The sequence below is a fragment of the Serratia sp. LSHTC3 genome (assembly GCF_057197125.1).
The window spans coordinates 776,189-798,847 of record NZ_JBXUNP010000001.1 but is presented as its reverse complement, the minus strand read 5'-3'; the positions used below and the strand labels follow the sequence as shown (position 1 = coordinate 798,847).

General features: G+C 62.3%; 24 protein-coding genes. 13 read left to right on the top strand and 11 right to left on the bottom strand.

The genetic code is table 11. The annotated features are described in order from the left end of the window. The first annotated feature begins 11 nt into the window (after positions 1–11). From paaK to paaY, 3 genes are all read left to right on the top strand, one after another. The gene (gene paaK / locus AC2CGI_RS03775) at positions 12–1,319 is read left to right on the top strand and encodes a phenylacetate--CoA ligase PaaK (protein WP_076740702.1); all 1,308 of its coding nucleotides are present in this window, start codon (positions 12–14) and stop codon (positions 1,317–1,319) included. Between the two features lie 78 nt (positions 1,320–1,397). Then, the gene (gene paaX / locus AC2CGI_RS03770; RefSeq protein WP_076740701.1) at positions 1,398–2,336 is read left to right on the top strand and encodes a phenylacetic acid degradation operon negative regulatory protein PaaX; all 939 of its coding nucleotides are present in this window, start codon (positions 1,398–1,400) and stop codon (positions 2,334–2,336) included. Positions 2,337–2,348: 12 nt separating this feature from the next. Beyond that, complete coding sequence (gene paaY / locus AC2CGI_RS03765; protein WP_004935205.1) at positions 2,349–2,945, top strand: phenylacetic acid degradation protein PaaY; 597 nt, start codon at positions 2,349–2,351, stop codon at positions 2,943–2,945. A gap of 38 nt (positions 2,946–2,983) precedes the next feature. Here the strand turns inward: paaY and AC2CGI_RS03760 are convergent, their stop codons facing one another. The 5 genes from AC2CGI_RS03760 to AC2CGI_RS03740 form a co-directional block, all read right to left on the bottom strand. Then, positions 2,984–4,381: an amino acid permease gene (locus AC2CGI_RS03760; protein ID WP_004935209.1), complete on the bottom strand. Its 1,398-nt coding sequence runs from the start codon at positions 4,379–4,381 to the stop codon at positions 2,984–2,986. 20 nt (positions 4,382–4,401) lie between these two features. Continuing rightward, positions 4,402–5,589: an amino acid aminotransferase gene (locus AC2CGI_RS03755; RefSeq protein ID WP_076740700.1), complete on the bottom strand. Its 1,188-nt coding sequence runs from the start codon at positions 5,587–5,589 to the stop codon at positions 4,402–4,404. Between the two features lie 58 nt (positions 5,590–5,647). Beyond that, the gene (locus AC2CGI_RS03750; protein WP_033639957.1) at positions 5,648–6,019 is read right to left on the bottom strand and encodes a RidA family protein; all 372 of its coding nucleotides are present in this window, start codon (positions 6,017–6,019) and stop codon (positions 5,648–5,650) included. 1 nt (position 6,020) lies between these two features. Then, positions 6,021–6,818 carry an alpha/beta hydrolase gene (locus AC2CGI_RS03745; protein WP_076740699.1) on the bottom strand — a complete coding sequence of 266 codons (798 nt, stop codon included), beginning with the start codon at positions 6,816–6,818 and terminating at the stop codon, positions 6,021–6,023. Between the two features lie 147 nt (positions 6,819–6,965). Then, positions 6,966–7,877: a LysR family transcriptional regulator gene (locus tag AC2CGI_RS03740; protein ID WP_044030928.1), complete on the bottom strand. Its 912-nt coding sequence runs from the start codon at positions 7,875–7,877 to the stop codon at positions 6,966–6,968. Between the two features lie 98 nt (positions 7,878–7,975). On the opposite strand from AC2CGI_RS03740, the gene AC2CGI_RS03735 reads away from it, so the two are divergent. Both AC2CGI_RS03735 and AC2CGI_RS03730 read left to right on the top strand, forming a co-directional pair. Beyond that, a complete protein-coding gene (locus AC2CGI_RS03735) occupies positions 7,976–8,593 on the top strand; it encodes a glutathione S-transferase family protein (protein WP_075685143.1) in 618 nt (205 codons plus the stop codon). Between the two features lie 4 nt (positions 8,594–8,597). Further along, positions 8,598–9,512: a pyridoxamine 5'-phosphate oxidase family protein gene (locus tag AC2CGI_RS03730; RefSeq protein WP_015378363.1), complete on the top strand. Its 915-nt coding sequence runs from the start codon at positions 8,598–8,600 to the stop codon at positions 9,510–9,512. Positions 9,513–9,549: 37 nt separating this feature from the next. On the opposite strand, the gene AC2CGI_RS03725 is transcribed toward AC2CGI_RS03730, so the two are convergent. After that, positions 9,550–9,765 (bottom strand): glycogen synthase, encoded by a 216-nt coding sequence (locus AC2CGI_RS03725; protein ID WP_004935234.1) that lies wholly within the window; start codon positions 9,763–9,765, stop codon positions 9,550–9,552. Positions 9,766–9,976: 211 nt separating this feature from the next. On the opposite strand from AC2CGI_RS03725, the gene gabD reads away from it, so the two are divergent. The 3 genes from gabD to AC2CGI_RS03710 all read left to right on the top strand — a co-directional run bounded on the left by gabD (position 9,977) and on the right by AC2CGI_RS03710 (position 12,347). After that, positions 9,977–11,452 carry an NADP-dependent succinate-semialdehyde dehydrogenase gene (gene gabD, locus AC2CGI_RS03720; RefSeq protein ID WP_015378365.1) on the top strand — a complete coding sequence of 492 codons (1,476 nt, stop codon included), beginning with the start codon at positions 9,977–9,979 and terminating at the stop codon, positions 11,450–11,452. A 90-nt stretch (positions 11,453–11,542) separates the two neighbouring features. Continuing rightward, a complete protein-coding gene (locus AC2CGI_RS03715) occupies positions 11,543–11,956 on the top strand; it encodes a GyrI-like domain-containing protein (protein ID WP_021505800.1) in 414 nt (137 codons plus the stop codon). A gap of 22 nt (positions 11,957–11,978) precedes the next feature. Then, positions 11,979–12,347, top strand: coding sequence for a glyoxalase superfamily protein (locus AC2CGI_RS03710; protein WP_025159860.1), 369 nt, complete (start codon positions 11,979–11,981; stop codon positions 12,345–12,347). A gap of 6 nt (positions 12,348–12,353) precedes the next feature. Here the strand turns inward: AC2CGI_RS03710 and AC2CGI_RS03705 are convergent, their stop codons facing one another. Continuing rightward, entirely contained in the window at positions 12,354–12,749 is a 396-nt protein-coding gene (locus tag AC2CGI_RS03705; RefSeq protein WP_015378368.1) for a (R)-mandelonitrile lyase, read from the bottom strand. 173 nt (positions 12,750–12,922) lie between these two features. On the opposite strand from AC2CGI_RS03705, the gene AC2CGI_RS03700 reads away from it, so the two are divergent. Next, a complete protein-coding gene (locus tag AC2CGI_RS03700) occupies positions 12,923–13,816 on the top strand; it encodes a LysR family transcriptional regulator (RefSeq protein WP_021505801.1) in 894 nt (297 codons plus the stop codon). Here AC2CGI_RS03700 and AC2CGI_RS03695 read toward each other — a convergent pair. Then, a complete protein-coding gene (locus AC2CGI_RS03695; protein ID WP_076740698.1) occupies positions 13,813–14,802 on the bottom strand; it encodes an aldo/keto reductase in 990 nt (329 codons plus the stop codon). The two genes, AC2CGI_RS03700 and AC2CGI_RS03695, sit on opposite strands and share 4 nt — an antisense overlap. A 305-nt stretch (positions 14,803–15,107) precedes the next feature. Between AC2CGI_RS03695 and pqqU the strand changes: the two genes are divergently transcribed. The 4 genes from pqqU to AC2CGI_RS03675 all read left to right on the top strand — a co-directional run bounded on the left by pqqU (position 15,108) and on the right by AC2CGI_RS03675 (position 20,354). Next, positions 15,108–17,246 (top strand): TonB-dependent receptor PqqU, encoded by a 2,139-nt coding sequence (gene pqqU, locus AC2CGI_RS03690; protein WP_370456263.1) that lies wholly within the window; start codon positions 15,108–15,110, stop codon positions 17,244–17,246. A 147-nt stretch (positions 17,247–17,393) separates the two neighbouring features. Then, positions 17,394–19,766: a glucose/quinate/shikimate family membrane-bound PQQ-dependent dehydrogenase gene (locus AC2CGI_RS03685; RefSeq protein WP_004935255.1), complete on the top strand. Its 2,373-nt coding sequence runs from the start codon at positions 17,394–17,396 to the stop codon at positions 19,764–19,766. A gap of 226 nt (positions 19,767–19,992) precedes the next feature. Then, positions 19,993–20,178, top strand: coding sequence for a hypothetical protein (locus tag AC2CGI_RS03680; RefSeq protein ID WP_033643635.1), 186 nt, complete (start codon positions 19,993–19,995; stop codon positions 20,176–20,178). Further along, positions 20,175–20,354 carry a hypothetical protein gene (locus AC2CGI_RS03675; protein ID WP_076740696.1) on the top strand — a complete coding sequence of 60 codons (180 nt, stop codon included), beginning with the start codon at positions 20,175–20,177 and terminating at the stop codon, positions 20,352–20,354. Before AC2CGI_RS03680 ends, AC2CGI_RS03675 begins: the two co-directional genes overlap by 4 nt. A 30-nt stretch (positions 20,355–20,384) precedes the next feature. Here AC2CGI_RS03675 and AC2CGI_RS03670 read toward each other — a convergent pair whose 3' ends face one another. From AC2CGI_RS03670 to AC2CGI_RS03660, 3 genes are all read right to left on the bottom strand, one after another. Beyond that, entirely contained in the window at positions 20,385–21,818 is a 1,434-nt protein-coding gene (locus AC2CGI_RS03670; protein WP_004935263.1) for an EmmdR/YeeO family multidrug/toxin efflux MATE transporter, read from the bottom strand. 114 nt (positions 21,819–21,932) lie between these two features. After that, entirely contained in the window at positions 21,933–22,331 is a 399-nt protein-coding gene (gene gspS, locus AC2CGI_RS03665) for a type II secretion system pilot lipoprotein GspS (protein WP_076740695.1), read from the bottom strand. Positions 22,332–22,408: 77 nt separating this feature from the next. Then, the gene (locus AC2CGI_RS03660) at positions 22,409–22,609 is read right to left on the bottom strand and encodes a hypothetical protein (RefSeq protein ID WP_015378375.1); all 201 of its coding nucleotides are present in this window, start codon (positions 22,607–22,609) and stop codon (positions 22,409–22,411) included. Positions 22,610–22,659: the final 50 nt, after the last annotated feature.

The window sequence follows — 22,659 nt, the reverse complement described above, 5'->3', positions numbered from 1 at the left end:
TGAGGCTAACCATGACAATAAATCCACAGCCCCTCGAAACGATCGAATTCGCCTCGCGCGATGAGATTGAAGTGTTGCAGTTGGCGCGTTTGAAGTGGACGCTGCACCACGCCTACGACAATGTGCCGATGTACAAGCGCAAGTTCGATCAGGCGGGCGTACACCCCGACGATCTTAAGCAGCTGAGCGATCTGGCGCGCTTCCCCTACACCACCAAGCAGGATCTGCGCGACAACTACCCGTTCGACACCTTCGCGGTGCCGATGGAGCAGGTGGTGCGCATCCACGCCTCCTCGGGCACCACCGGCCGCCCGACGGTGGTGGGCTACACCCAGCGCGACATCGATAACTGGGCCGATATCGTCGCCCGCTGCCTGCGCGCCGGCGGCGCCACCGCCAAAGACAAGGTGCACGTCGCCTACGGCTACGGCCTGTTCACCGGCGGCCTGGGGGCGCACTACGGCGCGGAGCGGCTCGGCGCGACGGTGATCCCGATGTCCGGCGGGCAGACGGAACGCCAGGCGCAGCTGATCCTCGACTTCAAACCCGACATCATCATGGTGACGCCGTCCTATTGCCTGACGCTGATCGACGAACTGGAGCGCAAGATGGGCGGCGACGCGCGCGGCTGTTCGCTGCGGCTCGGCGTGTTCGGCGCCGAACCCTGGACCGAAGCCCTGCGCCACGAAATCGAATCCCGCATGGGCATCAAGGCGCTGGATATCTATGGCCTGTCGGAAGTGATGGGGCCGGGCGTGGCGATGGAGTGTCTGGAAAGCGGCGGCGGCCCCACCATCTGGGAAGACCACTTCCTGCCGGAGATCATCTGCCCGGAGACCGGCGTCGCCCTGCCGGACGGCGAGCACGGCGAACTGGTGTTTACCACCCTGACCAAAGAGGCGCTGCCGGTGATCCGCTACCGCACTCGCGATCTCACCCGGCTGCTGCCGGGCGACGCGCGCCAGATGCGCCGCATGGGCAAGATCACCGGCCGCTCCGACGACATGCTGATCATCCGCGGCGTCAACGTCTTCCCGTCGCAGGTGGAAGAGCAGATCATGCAGTTCGAGCAGCTGTCGCCGCACTATCAGCTGCAGGTCAGCCGCAGCGGGCACCTGGACACGCTGGCGGTGCGCGTCGAGCTGAAAGAATCGGCGCTCAGCCTCAGCCACCAGCAGCGTTGCGACATCTGCCACCAGCTGCGCCACCACATCAAATCGATCGTGGGCGTCAGCACCGACGTCAGCATCGCCAACTGCGGCGATATTCCTCGCTCGGAAGGCAAGGCGCAGCGCGTGGTCGATCTGCGGCCGCGCTGAGGCGCACGGCGTCACGGATGACGCCGCCCCAAATTATGTTAATGTTGTGGCTCATCGAAGGCTAACCCATGGAAAAATATGGAACATAAACTGGATGAGTTCATTCGCCACGCCGTCGACGCGCAGCCGATCAGCGGCACCTCGCTGATCATTTCGCTGTACGGCGACGCGCTCAGCCACCGCGGCGGCGAAGTGTGGCTCGGCAGCCTGAGCGCGCTGCTGGAGGCCTTCGGCTTCGGCGATCGTTTCGTGCGCACCTCGGTGTTCCGCCTGCAGAAAGAGGGGTGGCTGGCGGTGGAGAAAATCGGCCGCCGCAGCTTCTACCGCGTGACCGAGCAGGGGATGCGCCAGTTCCGCCACGCCGAATCGAAAATTTATCTGCGCGAGCAGCCCGCCTGGGACGGCAAATGGGAGCTGCTGCTGCTGGAATGCGCCGAAAAAAACGCGCGCGCGCGGCTGAAAAAAGAGCTGGGCTGGCTCGGGTTCGGGCAGATCGCCAACAACCTGATGGCCGCCCCCACCCATGCGCAAACCGACGTGACGGCGCTGCTCGGCGAATTGAACGCCAGCGAGCAGGTGATCTACTTCCGCGCCGATTACCCCTACAACCGCTCCGAGCAAACGCTGCAGAAACTGGTGGCCGACTGCTGGTCATTGAGCGAGGTGGCGGCCGGTTATCATGAGTTTATCGTCTCTTTCCGGCCGCTGATGGCGCTGCTGCGCGAAGTCGACCCGGCGGCGCTGACGCCGCTGCGCTGTTTCCAGATTAAGCTATTATTGATTCACTTCTTCCGTCGCGTGGTGTTGAAAGATCCGCTGCTGCCGGACGCGCTGCTGCCCGCGCAGTGGGAGGGCCAAATCGCCCGCAACCTGTGCATCAATCTCTACCAGCAGGTCGATCGCGCCGCGACGGAGTACGTCAGCTCGCTGGCGGAGACCACCATCGGCGCCCTGCCCGCGCCGGCCGCCGGTTACTATCGGCGCTTCGGCGGCCTGCCGCGCGACCCTACATATTAAGGAACTCACGCTATGCCTGTGTATCAGATTGACGGCCTGACGCCGGTCGTTGACCCCAGCAGTTACGTGCACCCGACGGCGGTGCTGATCGGTGACGTGATCGTCGGCAAACACGTGTATATCGGCCCGAACGCCAGCCTGCGCGGCGATTTTGGCCGCCTGGTGATCTGCGACGGCGCCAACATTCAGGACAACTGCGTAATGCACGGCTTCCCGCAGCAGGACACGGTGGTGGAAGAAGACGGCCATATCGGCCACGGCGCCATCCTGCACGGCTGCCGCATTCGCCGCAACGCGATGGTGGGCATGAACGCGGTGGTGATGGACGGCGCGGAGATCGGCGAGAACACCATCGTCGGCGCGATGGCGTTCGTCAAAGCCGCGGCGACGATCGAAGCCAACAAGCTGGTGGTAGGCAGCCCGGCGCGCGTGCTGCGCGATCTGACCGAACAGGAGCTGGCCTGGAAGATTGCCGGCACCCGCGAGTATCAGGATCTGGTGCAGCGCTGCAAATCCTCGCTGCACGAAGTGGCGCCGCTGACCGAAATCGAACCGGGCCGCCAGCGCCTGAGCTTCGGCGATCACCTGATCCCGAAAAGCCAGCTTTAATCCCCAGGGCTGAGGTGCGCCTCAGCCCCTCCTCCGCATTACTCCACTTCCGGCGCCTTGAGCGGCGACGGCGCAGCCGCGCGGCGGCTCTGGAAGTGATAAGCCACCACCAGCAGCAGGGTGAACGGAATACCGAACCACAGCGTCATGCGGAAAAATTCGGTAAACGCGGTCGAGATCATCAGCGCCGCCATCAGCCCGCCACCCAGTAAGGTGGTATAGGGGAATCCCCACATGCGGAACTTCAGATGGGTCTGCCGGTGCCGGCGGCGGAAGAACAGATGGGTGACGAAGATCATCAGCCAGGTAAAACAGGCGCCATACACCGAAATGGACATCATGGCGGCGAACGACGTTTCCGGCGCCACCAGGCTCAGGACGATGGACACCACGATGCCGATGCACGACATCGCCAGCGCATTGACCGGAATGCCGCGCCGGCTGACGCGCCCCAGCGCCGCCGGCGCTTGCCCGGCGCGCGACAGCGAGAACATCATGCGGGTGGTGATGTACAGCTGGCTGTTCATCGCCGACAGCGCCGCCACCAGCACGATAAAGTTGAAAATACCGGCGGCGGCGGGCAAATGGATCACGTTCATCGCCATCAGGAACGGGCTTTCGCCGGTGCCGGACTGCCGCCAGGGCACGATGGCCAACATTAGGGCAATCGACAGCATGTAGAAGATGAACAGCCGCACGATGGTGCCCTTGAACGCCGCCTTCACCGCAATCACCGGATTTTTCGCCTCGCCGGCGGCCACCGCGATCATCTCAATGCTCAGGTAGCTGAAGATGGACACGATCACCGCAAACCACATGCCCTTGACGCCAAACGGCATAAAGCCGCCGGCGGTCAGGTTGCGCAGGCCATAGGCCGGGTTGCCCGAGAACGCCAGAATGCCGATGCCGATCAGAATAAACGCCACGATCGCCGTTACTTTGACGGTGGACAGCGCGTATTCCACCTGGCCGAACGACTTCACGCCGATCACGTTAACGACGATCACCGCCGCCGAGAACAGCAGCACCCACGGCCAGGTCGGCGTCGCCGGGAACCAGAACTGCATGTACATGCCGATGGCGGTGACTTCGGTGCCCACCGCCAGTACCACGCAAGACCAGTAAGAATAACGCACCAGAAAACCGAACAGCGGGCCGAGATAGAATTCAGCGTAGTCGCCGAACGAGCCGGGCGTCGGGTGTTCGGAGGTCATTTCCGCCAGGCTGCCCATCAGCAGCAGCGCAATGACGCCGCCGATCAGGTAGCTCAGCAATACCGACGGCCCCGCCATCTGAATGGCGTAGGCGCTGCCGAGAAACAGCCCGGTGCCGATGGCGCCGCCAATCGCCAGCATCGACATCTGCCCGGCGGTAAGATGCTTGTTCAACCCACCCTGACGGCGGGCGATATGCTCAAAATCATTCATCTGTGGCATGGCTGGGTTCCCGAGCGGAGTTAGGGGGTGCGAGTGACGTCGAGGATCGCGGCGGTCACATAGTCGATGTTGCCGGGGTTAAGCCCCGGCAGACACATGCGGCCGGGCGAGACCAGATAGATGGCGTAGCGCTGCCGCAGGGTCTGCAGCTGCGCTTCGTTCAGGCCGGTATAGCTGAACATGCCGCGCTGCTCGAGAATGCGCCGGTGATCCAGCGAAGAGCCGCCCTGCGCCAGCCCGGCGGCCAGCTGTTCACGCATTTGCTTGATGCGCGAGCGCATTTCCGCCAGCTCATTGCGCCAAAGCTCGCCGAGTTCGGCGTCGCCGAGCAGGGTTTCCACGATCTGGCTGCCGTGCGTCGGCGGGCAGGAGTAGCTGCGGCGGATCAGCGTTTTTAACGCCCCTTTGACGTTGGCGGCATTTTCCGCGTCGGCGCAGCGCACCGACAGCGCGCCCAGACGCTGGCCGTACAGCGCGACGTTTTTGGAAAACGAATTGCAGACCAAAAACGGCAGATCGGTTTTCAGCGCTTGGCGCAATGCAAAGCAGTCCTCCTCCAGCCCGTCGCCGAAGCCCTGATAGGCGATGTCGAACAGCGGCAGCAGGTTACGCCGCTGCAGCACGGCGAGCGTGGCGCGCCATTGCTCCGGCGTCAGATCGGTGCCGGTCGGGTTATGGCAACAAGGGTGCAGCAAGACCACGCTGCCCGGCGGCAGGCTGTCCAGCGCATCGAGCATGGCGGCGAAACGCAGGCCGCCCGCCGCTTCGTCAAAGTAGGGATAGGTTTTCACCCGCAGCCCCGCCCCTTCGAAAATCGCCCAGTGATTGGCCCAGGTGGGATCGGACACCCAAATTTCACCGCGCGTCAGAAAGTGGCGCAGAAAATCCGCCGCCAGCTTCAACGCGCCGGAACCGCCGACGGTCTGCACCGTGGCGATCTCGGCCGCCTGTTGCTCACCGAACAGCAGCGACTGCACCTGGCGAGCGAACTGCGGCGAACCTTCGATCGGCGGATAACCGTGCGGGCGACGCAGCGCCAGCAGCCGCTGCTCGGCGGCCTCAACCGCCTGCATCAGCGGAATATTCCCCTGCCGATCGTAATACAGCCCAATGCCTAAATTCACTTTTTTCGGATTGGGATCCTGCAAATAGGCTTCCATCAGCGACATAATAGGATCGGCGGCGGAAGGTGCAATCTGTTTAAACATGACGCATCCTTAACTCGTTATTGAATTAATATGAAGACTGACTTAAGAAGAAATTAAATCAGGCGATGGCGCTGACGGTAATTTCTATTTTCATTCCCGGCACCACCAATTTTTCGACAATGACCGTGGAGCGATTGGGATAAGGATAATTAAAGTATTTCCGGTAAATATCATCGAGTAATTTAACGTCGTTGACGTCGGTGAGATACACGATCACCTGCAGCACCTTATCGCTGTGGCTGCCCGCCGCCTTCAGCGTCTGCGCCAGATTATCGAAGGTCAGCGTAATCTGTCGCTCCGGCGCGCCGGTGTCGATGCTGCCGTCCGCCCGCACCGGGCCGTGAGCGGTAAACAGCATGCCGCCGCCCCGGGTGGCCCAGGAAAAAGGCTGGCCGATCTCCGGCAGCCCGGTCTCTACGATCTCGCGCATGTCAGTGGTTCCCGTGGTGGTTAAGTTGGTGAAGCAGCGCGCCGTCGGCGGCGAACAACGCATCCAGAATGGTAAAATGATTGGCGCCGGGCACCGCGACCAGATCGGCCGGCAACCCGCGTTGGCGCAGCGCCGCATGATAGTGTTGCGACTGACCTCTCAGTTCCGGCAGTTCCAATGCGCCGTAATACAGCGTAAGCGGCTTGCCGCGCGTCGGCAGGCGGCGCGCCGGGCTGAGCGTTTCAATTTGCCGCGCGCTCAGCTGCAGCGCCCGATTGACATAGCTTTGTTGCAGCGGCGCCAGCTCGAACAGGCCGCTGATGGGAAAGACGGCATCCACCAACGCATGCTGCTGCCAGAGCGCCGCCAGCTGCCCGCCGGCGGAATGGCCGCACAGATAAACCGGATGGGCATAGTGCGGCGGCAGGCGGCGCTGAATGGCATCCAGCGCCATCCCGATCTGTCGGCATATTTCGTCGAGATCCACCGCGGGCGCGAGCGCATATTCCACCAACACCACGTCAAAACCCAACGCCAGCGGCCCGGCGGCGATAAAGGCGAAATCCGACTTATCGCAGAATTGCCAATAACCGCCGTGAATAAAAATTAACGTCCCCTGATGCCGCTTGGCAGAATAGAGCCAATCAAATGTTTCGCGCTCGCCGTTGCCATAAGCAATATTATTTTCATGACGCGTCTGTTTATAAACAGCCGCGCTGCGAGTTTGAAATGAAGTCAAAATAGCCGCTTCATTGTCCACCGTGGCGCCGTTATCATAACTCCCCGCAAGTGGTTTCATATATTAAACTTCGTTTATTATTTAAAATGTAAATTAACTATTAGCACCGGCAACATTATTGTCAAGACGGGCGCATCAGCAATGCGCGCCCGGTAAAATAAAACCTGATGAATAATGAAAAAGTTTAACCCATGAAACTTTTTGCGCTTATTTCCCCCGCCCGTCCGGCTGAATTTGCGGCAAGGCGCTGAGCCGTTCAAATGCATAATCCCAAAAGGCGCGCACCTTCAGCGGCATGTGCTGCGCCTGCTGCGCCACCAGCTGTACCGGCATCGGCAACGGCTCATGATCCGTCAACAGCCGCACCAGCGTACCGGCGGCCAAATCGTCCGCCACCTGATACGAGAGCAACCGGGCGACGCCCTTGCCGGCGCGCACCGCCAGCAGTTGCGCTTCCACGTCGTTGAGCAACAGCCGGGGAGCCAATCGCACGCGCTCGCCGTTTTCCTGCGGGCCGAAGCGCCATTCGCGCAGCGACGGCCGCTGGGTGCCGACGATGGTGGCATGCTCCGCCAGCTGCGCCGGCGATCGCGGTTCACCGCAGCGCGCCAGGTAATCCGGGCTGGCGACCGTCACCCGGCTGACCTGCCCCAGCCGCCGCGCCACGCGGGAAGAGTCCTGCAGATGACCGATGCGCACCGCGATATCCAACCCTTCGTCAATCAGATCGAGATTGCGATCGTTCAACACCATTTCGATCTGCATCTGCGGGTAATCATCGAGAAACGCCATCACCACCGGCGCCACGTAGCGGCGGCCGAACTGCACCGGCGAAGTAACGCGCAGCAAGCCGCTCAGCTGCGCTTCTGCGGTATCCTGCACCACCGCCTGATAATCCTGCAGCAGCTGTTGCGCGCGCTCCAACAGCCGCGCGCCCGCTTCGGTAGGCGCCAGCCGCCGGGTCGTGCGCTCCACCAATCGGGTGCCGAAACGCTGTTCCAATGCGGCGATCGCCCGGGTGACCGCCGGCGCCGAACGCCGCAGTTTGCGCCCGGCCGCCGCCAAGCTGCCCTGCTGCACCACCGCCACGAAGATGGCCAACTCGTCTAGCCGATCCATAGATTCTTCCGAAAAGTGAAATTATCAATTTCCACATTGCCGGATTTCGCTCGTTCAACGCAAGAGTATGCTGACAAAAAGCACTGAGGAGAAACGCCATGTCCACCATCACACTCTACGGCACCCCGCTTTCCGGCCACGTTCATCGCGTGGCGTTGCTGCTGCGCATGCTGGCGCTGCCCTATGCATGGGTCGAAGCCTCGGCGGAGGTGCGGCAGAGCGCAGCCTTCCGCCGGCTCAACCCGTTCGGCCAGATCCCGGTCTTGCAGGATGGCGATCTGACGCTGGCCGACAGCAACGCCATTCTGGTCTATCTGGTGAAACGCTATGCGCCGGACAGCCACTGGCTGCCGGAACAGCCGGCCGCGGCGGCGCGAGTGCAGGCCTGGCTTTCCAAAGCCGCCGGTGAAGTCCGCTACGGCCCGGCCTCTTGCCGACTGATCGCCCAATTCGCCGTGCCGGAGGACTATCAGGCGGCGCGAGCAATCAGCGATCGTTTTCTGCCGCAGATGGAACAGCACCTGAGCGAGCGCGACTACCTGGCCAGCGAACACCCGACCATCGCCGATCTGGCCTGCCACAGCTACGTGGCGGTCGCGGCCGAAGGCGGCATTTCGCTGTCGCCTTACCCTGCGATACGTCGCTGGGCGGCGCGCATCGCTGCACTGCCCGGCTTCTTTGCCATGCCGGCCCTGCCGGAACCGGCGGGGAGCTGACGCCATGATCCCGCAACTGTTCCATCCCGATGAGCTGCGCGCGCAGACGCTGGCCGGGTTTGGCGGCGTAGGCGGTGGCATCTACCCTGCGATGCCGGATCAGCACCGCGCGTTTTTCGCCGCGCTGCCCTACCTGTTCGTCGCCACGCTGGATGAACAAGGCTGGCCCATCGCCACCCTGTTCACCGGCCCGCCCGGATTTTTACGCACGCCGGACGACACGCACCTGCGTATCAGCGCACCGCGTCGCAGCGACGATCCCGCCCAGGCGCTGTTGCTGCCCGGCAAACCGGTCGGCGCGCTCGGGCTGGATTTCAGCAACCGGCGGCGCAACCGCGCCAACGGCACCGTCGGCCGCACCGACAAAAACCGGGTGGAGATCGTCGTTCAGCAAAGCTTCGGTAACTGCCCGCAGTACATTCAGCGCCGCGAACTCTACCCGGTGGACAGCCGGCCACAGCCGGTTGAGCATTTAGCCTCGCTGGATGCGGCGGCGCAGGCGCTGATCCGCACCGCGGATACCAGCTTCGTTGCCAGCTGCGCGCACCTGGCACTGGCGCAGGGCGGCGTCGATATTTCCCATCGCGGCGGCCGCCCCGGCTTTATCCACCTGGAAGGTGACACGTTGTGGATGCCGGACTTTCGCGGTAACCGCTACATGAACACGTTGGGCAATCTGCTGGCCGAACCGCGGGCGGCGCTGCTGTTCATCGATTTTGAACGCGGTGACGTGCTGCATCTGCAGGGGGAAACGCAGATCCTCTGGCAAGCAGAGGGGCATCCCGGCGTTGAAGGCGCAGAACGCTATTGGCGGTTTGACGTTCGCCGCGCCTGGCGTTTTACGGCGGCGTTGCCGTGGCGGGGGCGTAATCTGGAGTATTCGCCGGCGACGCTGGCGACCGGGGTGTGGCAGCGCTGAAATGAAAAGCCCCGCTGCGGCGGGGCTGGATCGGAAATTACAGGCTGTGTTCGGCCGCCGATGCGGCCTGATAAAGCTGACGAAAATAATTCAACCGCGCAAAGAACAGGCGGCTTTGCTGCTCCGACATATTGCCGGCCACCTGCCCGGCGTCAATCTGCCGCCCTTGCCATTCCATCAGGGCGATGCTCGACGCCAAAAAATCCATTTCGCTGCCGTAGGCCGCGAGATGTCTGTCCACTGATTTCATCATTCGCACACTCCTTTTAATTACATCGAAAAGGGTCATATGCCTGCTCTTTCAGTATCGGCCCGGCGAAGGATATTTTTTGTACAGAAGGTGCGCATAAAGAAAACCACCATCTTGTTGCCGCGTGGGCAAACGGCGGCGGCAAAATTTGCTAGGGTAAAGGGTAGCCGTATGGGATAGACCACTCTGTTGAACTCAGCAAAGGAAGAGACTCATGAGCACCAGTATCTGCGCTACCCTCAAGGATCCCACGCTGTTCCGCGAGGCCAACTACATCGACGGGCAATGGTTGCCGGCCCAGGAAGGCCGTTCGATCGCCATTCATAATCCCGCCAACGGCGAACGGATCGGCCACGTACCGGCCTTCGGCGCCGAAGAAACCGCACGCGCCATCGCCGCCGCCAAAAAAGCGCTGCCCGCCTGGCGCGCGTTAACCGCCAAAGAGCGCGCCGGCAAGCTGCGCCGGCTGTTTGAATTGATGATGGAAAATCAGGAAGATCTGGCGCGCATCATGACGGCGGAACAGGGCAAACCGCTGGCCGAAAGCCGCGGTGAAATCGCCTATGCCGCCTCCTTTATCGAATGGTTCGCCGAGGAAGGCAAGCGGGTGTATGGCGACACCATTCCACAGCCCCAGGCCGGTCGCCGCATCATCGTGCAAAAAGAGCCGATCGGCGTGTTCGCCGCCATCACCCCGTGGAACTTCCCGGCGGCGATGATCACCCGCAAAGCCGGCCCCGGCTGGGCCGCAGGCTGCACCGGGGTGATCCGCCCCGCCAGCCAGACCCCGTTCTCGGCGCTGGCGATCGCCGTGCTGGCGGAGCGCGCCGGGCTGCCCGCCGGGGTATGCAACGTGATAACAGGCCCCAGTAAAGGCATCGGCGGCGAACTCACCGCCAACCCGGACGTGCGCAAACTCTCCTTCACCGGCAGCACCGAAGTCGGTGCGCAGCTGCTGGCCCAGTGTGCGCCCACCATCAAGAAAACCAGCATGGAGCTGGGCGGCAACGCGCCGTTTATCGTGTTTGACGACGCCGATCTGGACGCCGCCGTGGCCGGCGCGGTCGCCTCGAAATACCGCAACGCCGGCCAGACCTGCGTCTGCACCAACCGTTTTCTGGTGCAGGACGGCGTATACGATGCTTTCGCCGCCAAACTGAAAGCCGCCGTCGCCAAGCTGAAAGTCGGCAACGGCCTGGATGACGGCGTCACCATCGGCCCGTTGATTAACCCGGACGCGGTGGAAAAAGTGCGCGAGCATATCGCCGACGCCGTCGAGCACGGCGCCTCGGTGCTGCTGGGCGGCAAGCCTGACGCGCTGGGCGGCAATTTCTTCACCCCGACTATCCTGACCGATGTGCCGCGCACGGCGAAAATCTTCCGCGAGGAGACGTTCGGCCCGGTGGCGCCCCTGATCCGCTTCAGCCAGGAGGCCGACGCCGTCGAACTGGCCAACGACACGCCGTTCGGCCTGGCCGCTTACTTCTACAGCCGCGATATCGGCCGAGTGATGCGCGTGGCCGAAGCGCTGGAGTACGGCATTGTCGGCATCAACGAAGGGTTGATTTCCACCGAGGTGGCGCCGTTCGGCGGCATGAAACACTCCGGTTTGGGCCGCGAAGGATCGAAGTACGGCATCGAGGACTATCTCGAAATCAAATACCTATGCCTTGGCGGCGTGGATGCCTGATGCGTTCGGCCCCCGCACCTGCGGGGGTTCTGTCTGGCGTTTGCTATCTTTAGGTTAGGCATCTTTGTGCGGTTAAAAGGGATTGTCTCTATGCGGCCCATCTCGGTACATCTGCCCGGCTTTTACGTCGCCGGCCAAACAGTCAGAACCACCAACCAGAACGAAACCCAAGCCGAAACGGCAAAGATTCCCGCGCTGTGGTCAGATTTTTTCGCTACCTCACCCGCCCTGCCGGTATACGGGGTCTATTCCAATTACGCTTCCGACGCCAGCGGGCCGTTTGACGTCACCGCCGGCAGTGAGGCACAGAGCGGTTTACACATCCAACCCGGCCGCTATCTGGTCTTCTCCGCCCGTGGCGCGATGCCGGCGGCGGTCATCGCAAGCTGGCAGCGCATCTGGGCCTACTTCGAACAACACCCTGAGATCGAACGCCGCTTCCTGACCGACTTCGAAGCCTATACCGGCCCCGACGCGGTCGATATCCACATCGGCTGCCGCTAACGCGACAATGAGGTCAACGATGATCGCCTTCTCGCCCGCCATTCCGATCCTGCGTATCTTTTCGGTCGACAAGGCCAAAGAGTTTTACCTGGATTTTCTCGGTTTCACGCTGGAATGGGAGCACCGTTTCAGCGAAGACCTGCCGCTGTACATGCAGATTGCCCGCGCCGGGCTGACGCTGCACCTGAGCGAACACTACGGCGACAGCACGCCCGGCGCCGCCATTTTCATTCCGATGCAGGACATCGATGCGCTGCACCGGGAGCTCACGGCCAAAAACTACCGCTATGCACGGCCGGGCCTGGAGATTGTCGATTGGGGCAAGGAACTGAACCTCACCGATCCGTTCGGCAACCGCCTGCGGTTCTGCGAACAGAACCGCAGATCCTGAGCGCCGTTATTGCCGGTACTCCGCCTCGCTGACCGGCTCCAGCCAGGTCACCGGAGTGCCGTCCAGCGCTTCGGCGATGGCGATATGAGTCATGGCGGAGTCCGGCGTCGCACCGTGCCAGTGTTTGACGCCAGCCGGGATCCAGACGATATCGCCGGGGTGCATTTCCTGCGTGGCCTCGCCCCACATCTGGATCCAACCGCGCCCCTGAGTGACGATCAGCGTCTGGCCGAGCGGATGCGTATGCCAGGCCGTGCGGGCGCCGGGCTCAAAGGTGACGGTTGCGCCGCCCACTCTGGCCGGCGCTTCGCCAGCGAACGGCGCGTCGATGCGCACCTGCCCGGTAAAATAATCCGCCGAACCGCGCTGTGATGGGATCGAACCGCTGCGTTGTATTTTCATCTGTTTTATCCTCCGCGCCGGCTCTCACAACCGGCGCTGATAGTCATAAGTGAGTGATGCCAAGATAGCGCCATGCTTTTCCGCCGACTAGCGGGTAAAATGCGCAAGGAGCTATGAGCTAAATTCATAAATCTACGCGCGGCCGCGCCCTAACCTTGCTCTTCGGTGCCGATATGTTGAAAGAAAACGTTAACGACCTGATCGCTTTCCTGATGGTGGCCAGAGAACGCAGCTTCACCAAAGCGGCGGCGCAGCTTGGCGTTTCCCAATCGGCGCTCAGCCACGCTATACGCGGGCTGGAAGAGCGCCTGGCGCTGCGCTTGCTCACGCGCACCACCCGCAGTGTCGCCCCTACAGAGGCCGGTGAGCGGCTGCTCAACAGCATCGGTCCGCGCTTTGCGGAGATAGAAAACGCGCTGAACGCGCTGGGTGAAATGCGCGATCGCCCGGCCGGCAACATCCGCATTACCGCCGGCGAACATGCGGTGGATGCGGTGCTGTGGCCGGTGCTGCGCACTTTCCTCATCGATTACCCGGACATCAACGTGGAAATCACCGTCGACAATAGTCTGGCCGACATCGTCGCCGGGCGTTTCGACGCCGGCATCCGGCTGGGGGAACAGGTGGCGAAGGACATGATCGCGGTGCGCATCGGGCCGGACATGCGCATGGTGGCCGTCGCCTCACCCGCCTATTTCGCCCGTCACGGCCTCCCCGCCACGCCGCAGGCATTGCAAAACCACCGTTGCATCAACATGCGTTTGCCCACCCTCGGCGGGCTGTACGCCTGGGAATTTGCCCGCGATGGCCGGGAGATCAAAGTACGTGTGGAGGGGCAACTGACCTTCAACAGCCTGCGCCAGCGGATCGACGCTGCGCAGCTCGGCCTCGGTATCGCCTTTGTGCCGGAAGACAGCGTCGCCGAGCCGTTGGCCGACGGGCGGTTGCAGATGACGCTGGACGACTGGTGCCCGCCGTTTCCCGGTTATTACCTCTATTATCCAAGCCGCAGGCAACACACCACCGCCTTTGCGCTGCTGATTGAGGCGTTGCGGCGCGGGGCTTAACGCCCGACGTTTTTCTGCAGATGCGCCGGGTAACGATCGCCGATCACGTCGATAGCGGAGAGCGCGCGCTCAATCTCGCCCAGTTCGTCCGCCGCCAACACCACCGACGCCGCCGCGAGGTTCTCTTGCAGCCGATGACGCTTGGTGGTTCCCGGAATTGGCACGATCCACGGCTGTTGCGCCAACAGCCAGGCCAAGGCGATCTGCGCCGACGTCACGCCCTTGCGCTGAGCTATCTGCCCCAGCACGCTCACCAGCGCCTGATTGGCCCGGCGCGCTTCGGCGCTGAAGCGCGGCACCAGGTTGCGAAAATCGCCGCTGTCAAAGGCGGTGTCTTCGGTGATGGCGCCGGTGAGAAAGCCCTTGCCGAGCGGGCTGAACGGCACCAGACCGATGCCCAGTTCCGCCAGCGTCGGCAAGATTTCACGCTCCGGCTCGCGCCACCATAGCGAATATTCGCTTTGCAGCGCCGTAATCGGCTGCACCGCATGGGATCGCCGGATGGTTTGCGCTCCGGCTTCCGACAAGCCGAAGTACTTCACTTTCCCTTCGCGAATCAGTTGCTGCACCGTACCGGCCACCTCCTCGATAGGCACTTCGGGATCGACGCGATGTTGATACAGCAAATCGATCGTCTCTACCCGCAGGCGCTTCAACGAACCTTCCACCGCCCGGCGAATATGCTCCGGACGGCTGTTCAACACCTGTTGCCCCGCCGGCTGCGGCAGATCGAAACCGAACTTGGTGGCGATGACGACCCGATCGCGCACCGGCGCCAGCGCTTCGCCCAACAATTCCTCGTTGGTGAACGGACCATAAATCTCGGCGGTATCGAAGAACGTCACGCCCTCGTCAACCGCGGCGCGGATCAGATCGATCGCCTGCCGTTTGTCGGTGGCCGGGCCGTAGCCAAAACTCAGCCCCATACAGCCCAGACCCAACGCCGATACTTCCAGCCCTTCTCGCCCTAACTTGCGTGTTTGCATCTTCACTCTCCCACTGAATGATACCGGCTCCGCCTGACGCGGCGCCGCTCCGGTGTGGTGACTGTAAAAGGCGGCTGCCGCCATGACTATGGGGCAAAATACGCTTGAGCTTATGAACCAGGCTCATGAATCCGTTAACCGTTGCTGGGACCAGCGTTTTTGCGGGAACGTTCCTGCCCGAGATACTCTATACTGATGTCAGGATGCCTTACCCTTTTCGTTTAGCGTCATGTAGATGGAGCGACAGATGGCTAACTCTGAATCGACCTGCGATTCCCTTTCAATACCAGTGGCAGATTTATTCCATGACCAATAAGAAAAGCGCCGTGCTTACCCCGGCTGCAATGCTATTGCTACAACCCATGTTTGCCAGCCAGGCGCTGGCGGCAGAAAATAATGAAGAGAAAAGCGACACCCTGGTGGTGATGGCGCAACCCATCGGATTGACCGAGCTGGGATCGCCGGTGTCCGTCAGCGTGATCGACGGGCAAGACCTGCGCAACGCCGCCCCGCAGATTAACCTGTCGGAAAACCTCGGCAGCGTGCCGGGCCTGCAGCTTCAAAACCGGCAAAACTATGCGCAGGATCTGCAGTTGTCGATACGCGGGTTCGGCAGCCGCTCGATGTTCGGCGTGCGCGGGGTGCGCATGTACGTCGACGGCATTCCCGCCACCATGCCCGACGGCCAGGGGCAAACCTCCAACATCGACATCAACTCCGTCGAGCGCATCGAGGTGCTGCGCGGCCCCTATTCCGCGCTGTACGGCAACGCTTCGGGCGGGGTGATCAACGTTGACACCCAGACCGGCGCCCAGCCGCCAACGCTGGAGGCCGGCAGCTATTTCGGCAGCGACAACACCTGGCGCTACGGGGTGAAAGCGACCGGCGCCACCGGCGACGGCACCCAGGCCGGCGACGTCAACTACGCCATCTCGGGCACCCGCTTCACCACTCAGGGCTATCGCGATCACAGCGCCGCGCGGAAAAACCTCGGCAACGGCAAGCTCGGCGTGCGGCTGGACGACGTCAGCACCCTGACGCTGATGTTCAACAGCGTCTCCATTGACGCCGGCGATCCGGGCGGCCTGACCGAAGCGGAATGGAAGGAAAACCCGCGCCAGGCGCCGCGCGCGGATCAATTCAACACCCGCAAATCGCTCGATCAGACCCAGGCCGGCCTGCGCTATCAGCGCCAGATCAGCGAGCGCGACGAACTGACGCTGACCGCCTACCACGGCGAGCGCCACACCACGCAGTACCAATCCATTCCACGCGGGCCGCAGCTCAACCCTACCCACGCCGGCGGGGTGATCGTGCTGGAAAGAAAATATCAGGGCATTGACACTCGCTGGAAGCATGAGGATACTCTCGCCTCGTTACCGGTAACACTGATCGGCGGTCTGGATTATGAAACCATGACCGAACGCCGGCAGGGGTTCGAAAACTTTATTCTGCGAGACGGCACAGTGGACTACGGCGAGAAAGGCGACCAGCGGCGCAACGAGAAGAACCGCATCTGGAACCTGGATCCTTACCTGCAAACCTCCTGGCAACTGACGCCGCACTGGACGCTGGACGCCGGCCTGCGCTACAGCACGGTCAGCTTCGACTCGACCGACTATTACATCACGCCGCGCAACGGCGACGACAGCGGCAGCAAACGTTACCACCAGTGGCTGCCGATGGGCTCGCTCAACTATAAAATCAACCCGGCGTGGAACGTTTATCTCTCCGCCGGCCGCGGCTTTGAAACCCCGACCATCAACGAACTCTCCTACCGCCCCGACGGCCAGACGGGCCTCAATATTGGCCTGCAGCCGTCCACCAGCGACACCGTCGAACTGGGCAGCAAACTGCGCCTCGGCAACGGCCTGGTGAGCGCCGCCCTGTTCCAGACCGATACCGACAACGAGCTGGTGGTGGCGGAAAGCAGCGGTGGGCGCACCAGCTACGCCAACGCCGGTAAAACCCGGCGGCGCGGCCTGGAACTGGCGCTGGATCAAGAGTTCGCGCTGGACTGGCGCCTGCATATGGCCTGGACGCTGCTGGACGCCACCTACCGCAGCGAAATGTGCGGTAAATCCGGCTGTACCCCCGCCGGCAATCGCCTGCCGGGCATCGCCCGCAACATGGGCTACGCCTCGCTGGCCTATGCCCCGCCGGAAGGCTGGCACGCCGGCGCGGAGCTACGCTACATGAGCGACATTCAGGCCAATGACGCCAACAGCGCGCAGGCACCCTCTTACACCGTGGCCGGCGTAAACGCCGGTTATCGCTTTACCTGGAACCGCTGGGCGCTGGACGTGTTCAGCCGGGTGGACAATGTTTTCGATCGCCGATACGTCGGTTCGGTGATCGTCAACGAAGGCAACGGCCGCTACTTCGAGCCGGCGCCGGGGCGCAACTGGGGTGGCGGCGCCACCTTGTCTTATCGCTTTGAATAAGGCAAAGCACCTTAAGGTTAAAAAACGGGATGGGTTTTACGTCACCCTAGCGGCTTCTCGCTGAAATAATAGGGAGAAACCGCGTGTTTTTTCCGATTTGGCTTAATCTCTAAATCGGGGACTTTCATTTTTGGTAAGGGTATTGCTATGCAAAATAAAGCGTCACTATCGCCGCTTATCGTCATAACGGCGCTGTTTGCCGCGCTGAGCGGGCTTTATCTGCTCGGCGGCGGCATCTGGCTGGCCAAGTTGGGCGGTTCGCTGTATTACATCATCGCCGGGCTGGTGCTGCTGGCGACCTCCTGGCTGCTGTTCCGCCGCCGCGCCACCGCGCTGCTGCTGTACGCGGTATTTCTGTTGGGCACCACTATTTGGGCCCTGTGGGAAGTGGGCCCGGACTTCTGGGCGCTGACACCGCGCCTGGACGTCACCTTCTTCTTCGGCCTGTGGCTGGTGCTGCCGTTTATCTACCGCAAGCTGGTGGCCAACGGCAAATTCGCCTACGGCGCGCTGAGCGCGGCGCTGGCGATCACCGTCATCGCGTTGGCCTATGCCGTGTTCAACGATCCGCAAGAGATCAACGGCACGCTCGACGCCGCGCAGGTACAGCCGAAAGACGCCACCGGCGCCGACTGGCCGGCCTATGGCCGCACCCAGGAAGGCACCCGTTACTCGCCGCTGAGCCAGATCAACGACAAAAACGTTGGCCAGCTGCAAGAAGCCTGGCGTTTCCAGACCGGCGATCTGAAGACCGCCAACGATCCGGGTGAGATCACCAACGAAGTCACGCCGATCAAAATCCGCGATACCCTTTACATGTGTACGCCGCACCAGAAGCTGTTTGCGCTGGATGCCGCCACCGGTAAAGAAAAATGGAAGTTTGATCCGCAGCTGAAGTACAACCCAACCTTCCAGCACATCACCTGCCGCGGCGTGTCTTACCACGAAACCGCCGCAGCCGCAGGCGCCACAGGCGATGCCGCACCGGCGATGTGCGCACGCCGCATCATTCTGCCGGTCAACGACGGCCGTCTGTTCGCACTGGACGCCGAAACCGGCAAACCCTGCCCGGACTTCGCCAACAACGGTGAGCTGAACCTGCAGAGCAATATGCCGTATGCGACGCCGGGCCACTACGAGCCGACCTCGCCGCCGGTGATCACCGATAAAGTGATCGTCATCGCCGGCGCCGTGACCGACAACTACTCCAACCGCGAGCCTTCCGGCGTGATCCGCGGCTTCGACATCAACAGCGGCAAGCTGCTGTGGGCCTTCGATCCGGGCGCGAAGGATCCGAACGCCATCCCGGCGGACGAGCACCACTTCGTGCCGAACTCGCCGAACTCCTGGGCGCCTGCCGCCTATGACGCCAAGCTGGATATCGTTTACCTGCCGATGGGCGTTTCCACTCCGGACATCTGGGGCGGCGATCGCACCCCGGAAATGGAACGCTACGCCAGCGGCCTGCTGGCGCTGAACGCCTCCACCGGCAAACTGGCCTGGTTCTATCAGACGGTCCACCATGACCTGTGGGATATGGACGTGCCGGCGCAGCCGACCCTGGCAGACATTACCGACAAGAGCGGTAAAAAAGTGCCGGTCATCTATGTGCCGACCAAAACCGGCAACATCTTCGTGCTGAACCGCACCAACGGCGAGCTGGTAGTGCCGGCGCCGGAGAAACCGGTACCGCAGGGCCCGGCCAAAGGCGATCGCCTGTCGCCGACCCAGCCGTTCTCCGAGTTGACCTTCCGTCCTGAGAAGAAACTGACCGGCGCCGACATGTGGGGCGCGACCATCTATGATCAGCTGGTCTGCCGCGTGATGTTCCACAGCCTGCGTTATGAAGGCACCTTCACTCCGCCTTCCGAGCAGGGCACGCTGGTGTTCCCGGGCAACCTGGGCATGTTCGAGTGGGGCGGCCTGGCCGTCGATACCGATCGCGAAATCGCCATCGCCAACCCGATCGCGCTGCCGTTCGTCTCCAAACTGATCCCGCGCGGCCCAGGCAACCCGATTGAGCCGCCGGAAGGCGACAAAGGCGGCAGCGGCACCGAGTCCGGCGTACAGCCGCAGTATGGCGTGCCGTTCGGCGTCACCCTGAATCCGTTCCTGTCGCCGTTCGGTCTGCCGTGCAAACAGCCGGCCTGGGGTTACATTTCCGCCGTGGATCTGAAAACCAACGACATCGTGTGGAAAAAACGCATCGGCACCGTGCGCGACAGCTCACCGCTGCCGCTGCCGTTCAAAATGGGCATGCCAATGCTGGGCGGCCCGGTGACCACCGCCGGTAACGTGTTCTTCATCGGCGCCACCGCAGACAACTACCTGCGCGCCTTCAGCGTGACCAACGGTGAAAAACTGTGGGAAGCGCGCTTGCCGGCTGGCGGCCAGGCGACGCCGATGACCTATGAGGTCAACGGCAAGCAGTACGTGCTGATCTACGCCGGCGGCCACGGTTCCTTCGGCACCAAGCTGGGCGACTACGTGGTCGCTTACGCTCTGCCCGATCAGAAGTAACCACCGCCGTTAGTACCCCGCAAAGCACGCCGCAAGGCGTGCTTTTTCTTTTCCCGCCCCGCCGGCTGTCCCCTCGCAATACCCTTAATTTTTTCACTCGCATTATTGATAATGGTTATCATTCGCAATATTATACCTCTGCGGCCCCGGCAGCGGCTGCGATCCTCTCCAGCTTAATGGGCAATACAACGATCGGCCGCCTTCGGGCGGCCCTATTCGGAGGCGCATGGTCGACCATACTCGGAAGCATCGAAAGAAGATCCTGCAAGCGGCGGTGAAAACGCGACGCGCCGGCCTGACGTTCGCGCCGGCGTCGCCAGCCACGTCGCCCTTTATCGGCCAGCACCGCCAGACGCAAGCCGTGCTGATACACCTGATCGGCCATGATGACGCACAGGAGGAACATGAATGAATCTGCAGCCCTTTACCGCCATGTTGATGTTCGCCTATGTGCTGCTGATGGTGCCGCTGCTCTACGTCATCGACAGCCGCCTGGGCGCCAGCAAGCTGATGCGCAAAGCCACGCAAAACGTCATCATCATCGCGTTGACGCTGCTGTTCTTCAGCGCGATGACGCTTTTATACTGAGGCCATCTCGCCGGTGCCCCGCGGCCGACGTTACCCGGCCTCCCGGCGTTTGGCCCGCGGATATTTCCACAGCCAGCGCCCGCTGACCATGCGCCAGTAGAACAAGGCGCCGCGCACCGCCCAATCAAGGAACATCCCCAACCAGACACCCACCACGCCCATGCCCAGTTCGATACCCAGCGCGTAGCCCGCCACCACGCGGCAGCCCCACATGCCAAGCATCGTCACCCACATGGCGAAGCGGGCGTCGCGCGCGCCTTTCAGCCCGGCGGGCAACACCCAGGAAGCGGCCCAGATCGGCATAAAGGCGGCGTTGAGCCAAATCAGGGTTTTCACCACCGTTTTCACGTCATCCTGCGAGGTATAAAACGCGGCGAATACCCCGGCCAACGGCGCCGTACCCCAGGCGATAGCGGTCAACCCGAGGGTAGACAGCCAGAAAATATGGCGCAGCTGCCGTTCCGCCTGACCGATCTCGCCTTTGCCGAGCCGCCGGCCGACGATGATGGTCGAAGCCGAGCCCAGCGCGTTGCCCGGCAAATTGATCAATGAAGCGATGGAGAAGGCGATAAAGTTACCGGCGATCACGTTGGTGCCCATGCCGGCGACGAACATCTGCGTCAACAGTTTGCCGCCGTTGAACAGCACCGACTCGACGCTGGCGGGAATGCCGATCCCCAGCACTTCCCACAGGATGCTCATCTTCAGCGGCGTGAAATAGCTTTTCAGCGTGATGTGCAGCGCCGGATTAAAACCGATCGCCAGCACATAGAGGATGGCGATGGCGCCGATATAGCGGGAAATCGTCAGCCCCAGCCCGGCGCCGACGAAGCCCAGGCCATGCCAGCCCAGCATGCCGTAAATCAGGATGCTGCTGATGATGATATTGAGGATATTCATGCCGCCATTGATAAGCAGCGGGATCTTGGTGTTGCCTGCGCCGCGCAGAGCGCCGCTGCCGATCAGCGCAATCGCCGCCGCCGGGTAGCTCCACACCGTGGTTTGCAGGTAAGAGAGCGCCAGCGCTTTCACCTCCGGCGAGGCCGCGCCGGCGATCACATCAATGATCGGTTCGCCCGCCAGGTGAATGCCCGCCGCCAACAGCAGCGCCACGCCGGTCATCAGCACCAGCGACTGACGCGCCGCCGCCCGCGCCCGCCGGCGATCGCGCTTGCCGAGGCTGAAAGCCACCACCACGGTGGTGCCGAGATCCACCGCGGCAAAAAAGGCGATGATCACCATGTTGAAGCTGTCCGCCAGCCCCACCCCGGCCATCGCCTCTTTGCCGAGCCAACTCACCAGAAAGGTGCTCAGCACCCCCATCAACAGAACGCAGGCGTTCTCCAGAAAAATCGGCACCGCCAGCGGCGTGATTTCGCGCCAGAACAGCACGCGGTAGCTTTTCCGTTTGGCGTACCAGGGCGTATTTTCCACGCGCTGACGCAGTGCGGCATACAGGTTCAAGGTGGGCTCGATGGATAAAAGTGAAACATCATTTCAAATGATGAGCGATAAATCGTTATCCTGCAAAGAATTTTTGGGCGCCCGTGGCGAGCGCCCGACAGGCACACCGTAGCGCTACTCCATGTAGTCTTCCTGATCGGCCTGCGCCGCCGCGATAAAGCGCGCGGTGCTGCGGCTGAGCGTGGCGCATTTGTCCGTCAGCAGCTGATTGTCCTGTTGCAGAGTCAGGTAACGCGCCTGGGTGAGCGCCGGCAACTGCCGATACCCTGCCGCCTGCGTATCCCAGCCGCGGTGCTGCGCTGCACGCATCGCGGTGCGTTGCAATTTCACGTCGTCCGGCACGTCGCTGCGCCCACAGTCCACGCGCAGGAAATGCCCACCGGCCAACATCAAAGCGATGTGATCCAATTGCGCCTGCAGCGGCGGCGCCGGTTTATGCGCCGTCTGCTGACAACCGACGAGCAGCAGCAATGCCACCGCGCCGCAAAGAGACGTGCGAAACAGAGTAGACATGGGGGCTTCGGGAAAACCTGTGGGTGATGCAATGATCTTAGGTGAGCGGATGCCGGGCGGCAAGGCGGGCAGCACGCTTAGCGCCGGCCGCTGCTGACCTTGGTGGCGCGGGCGGGGTTGCCGGCGACGAATTCCAACGTGGGGGAATAGTAAAACGGCAACCAGGCGTTATAGCCGCTCTCCCACTCCCATTTAACCGGGCAAGGCCACAGCATGTCTTCATGCAGGATGTAATAGATCCACCGCCCGGGCGGGCGGCGCGGTTTGCGCGTTTTCATAGCGGGTTCGACGGCCTGATGGAATGCGATAGGGTCAACTGCTGCATTTT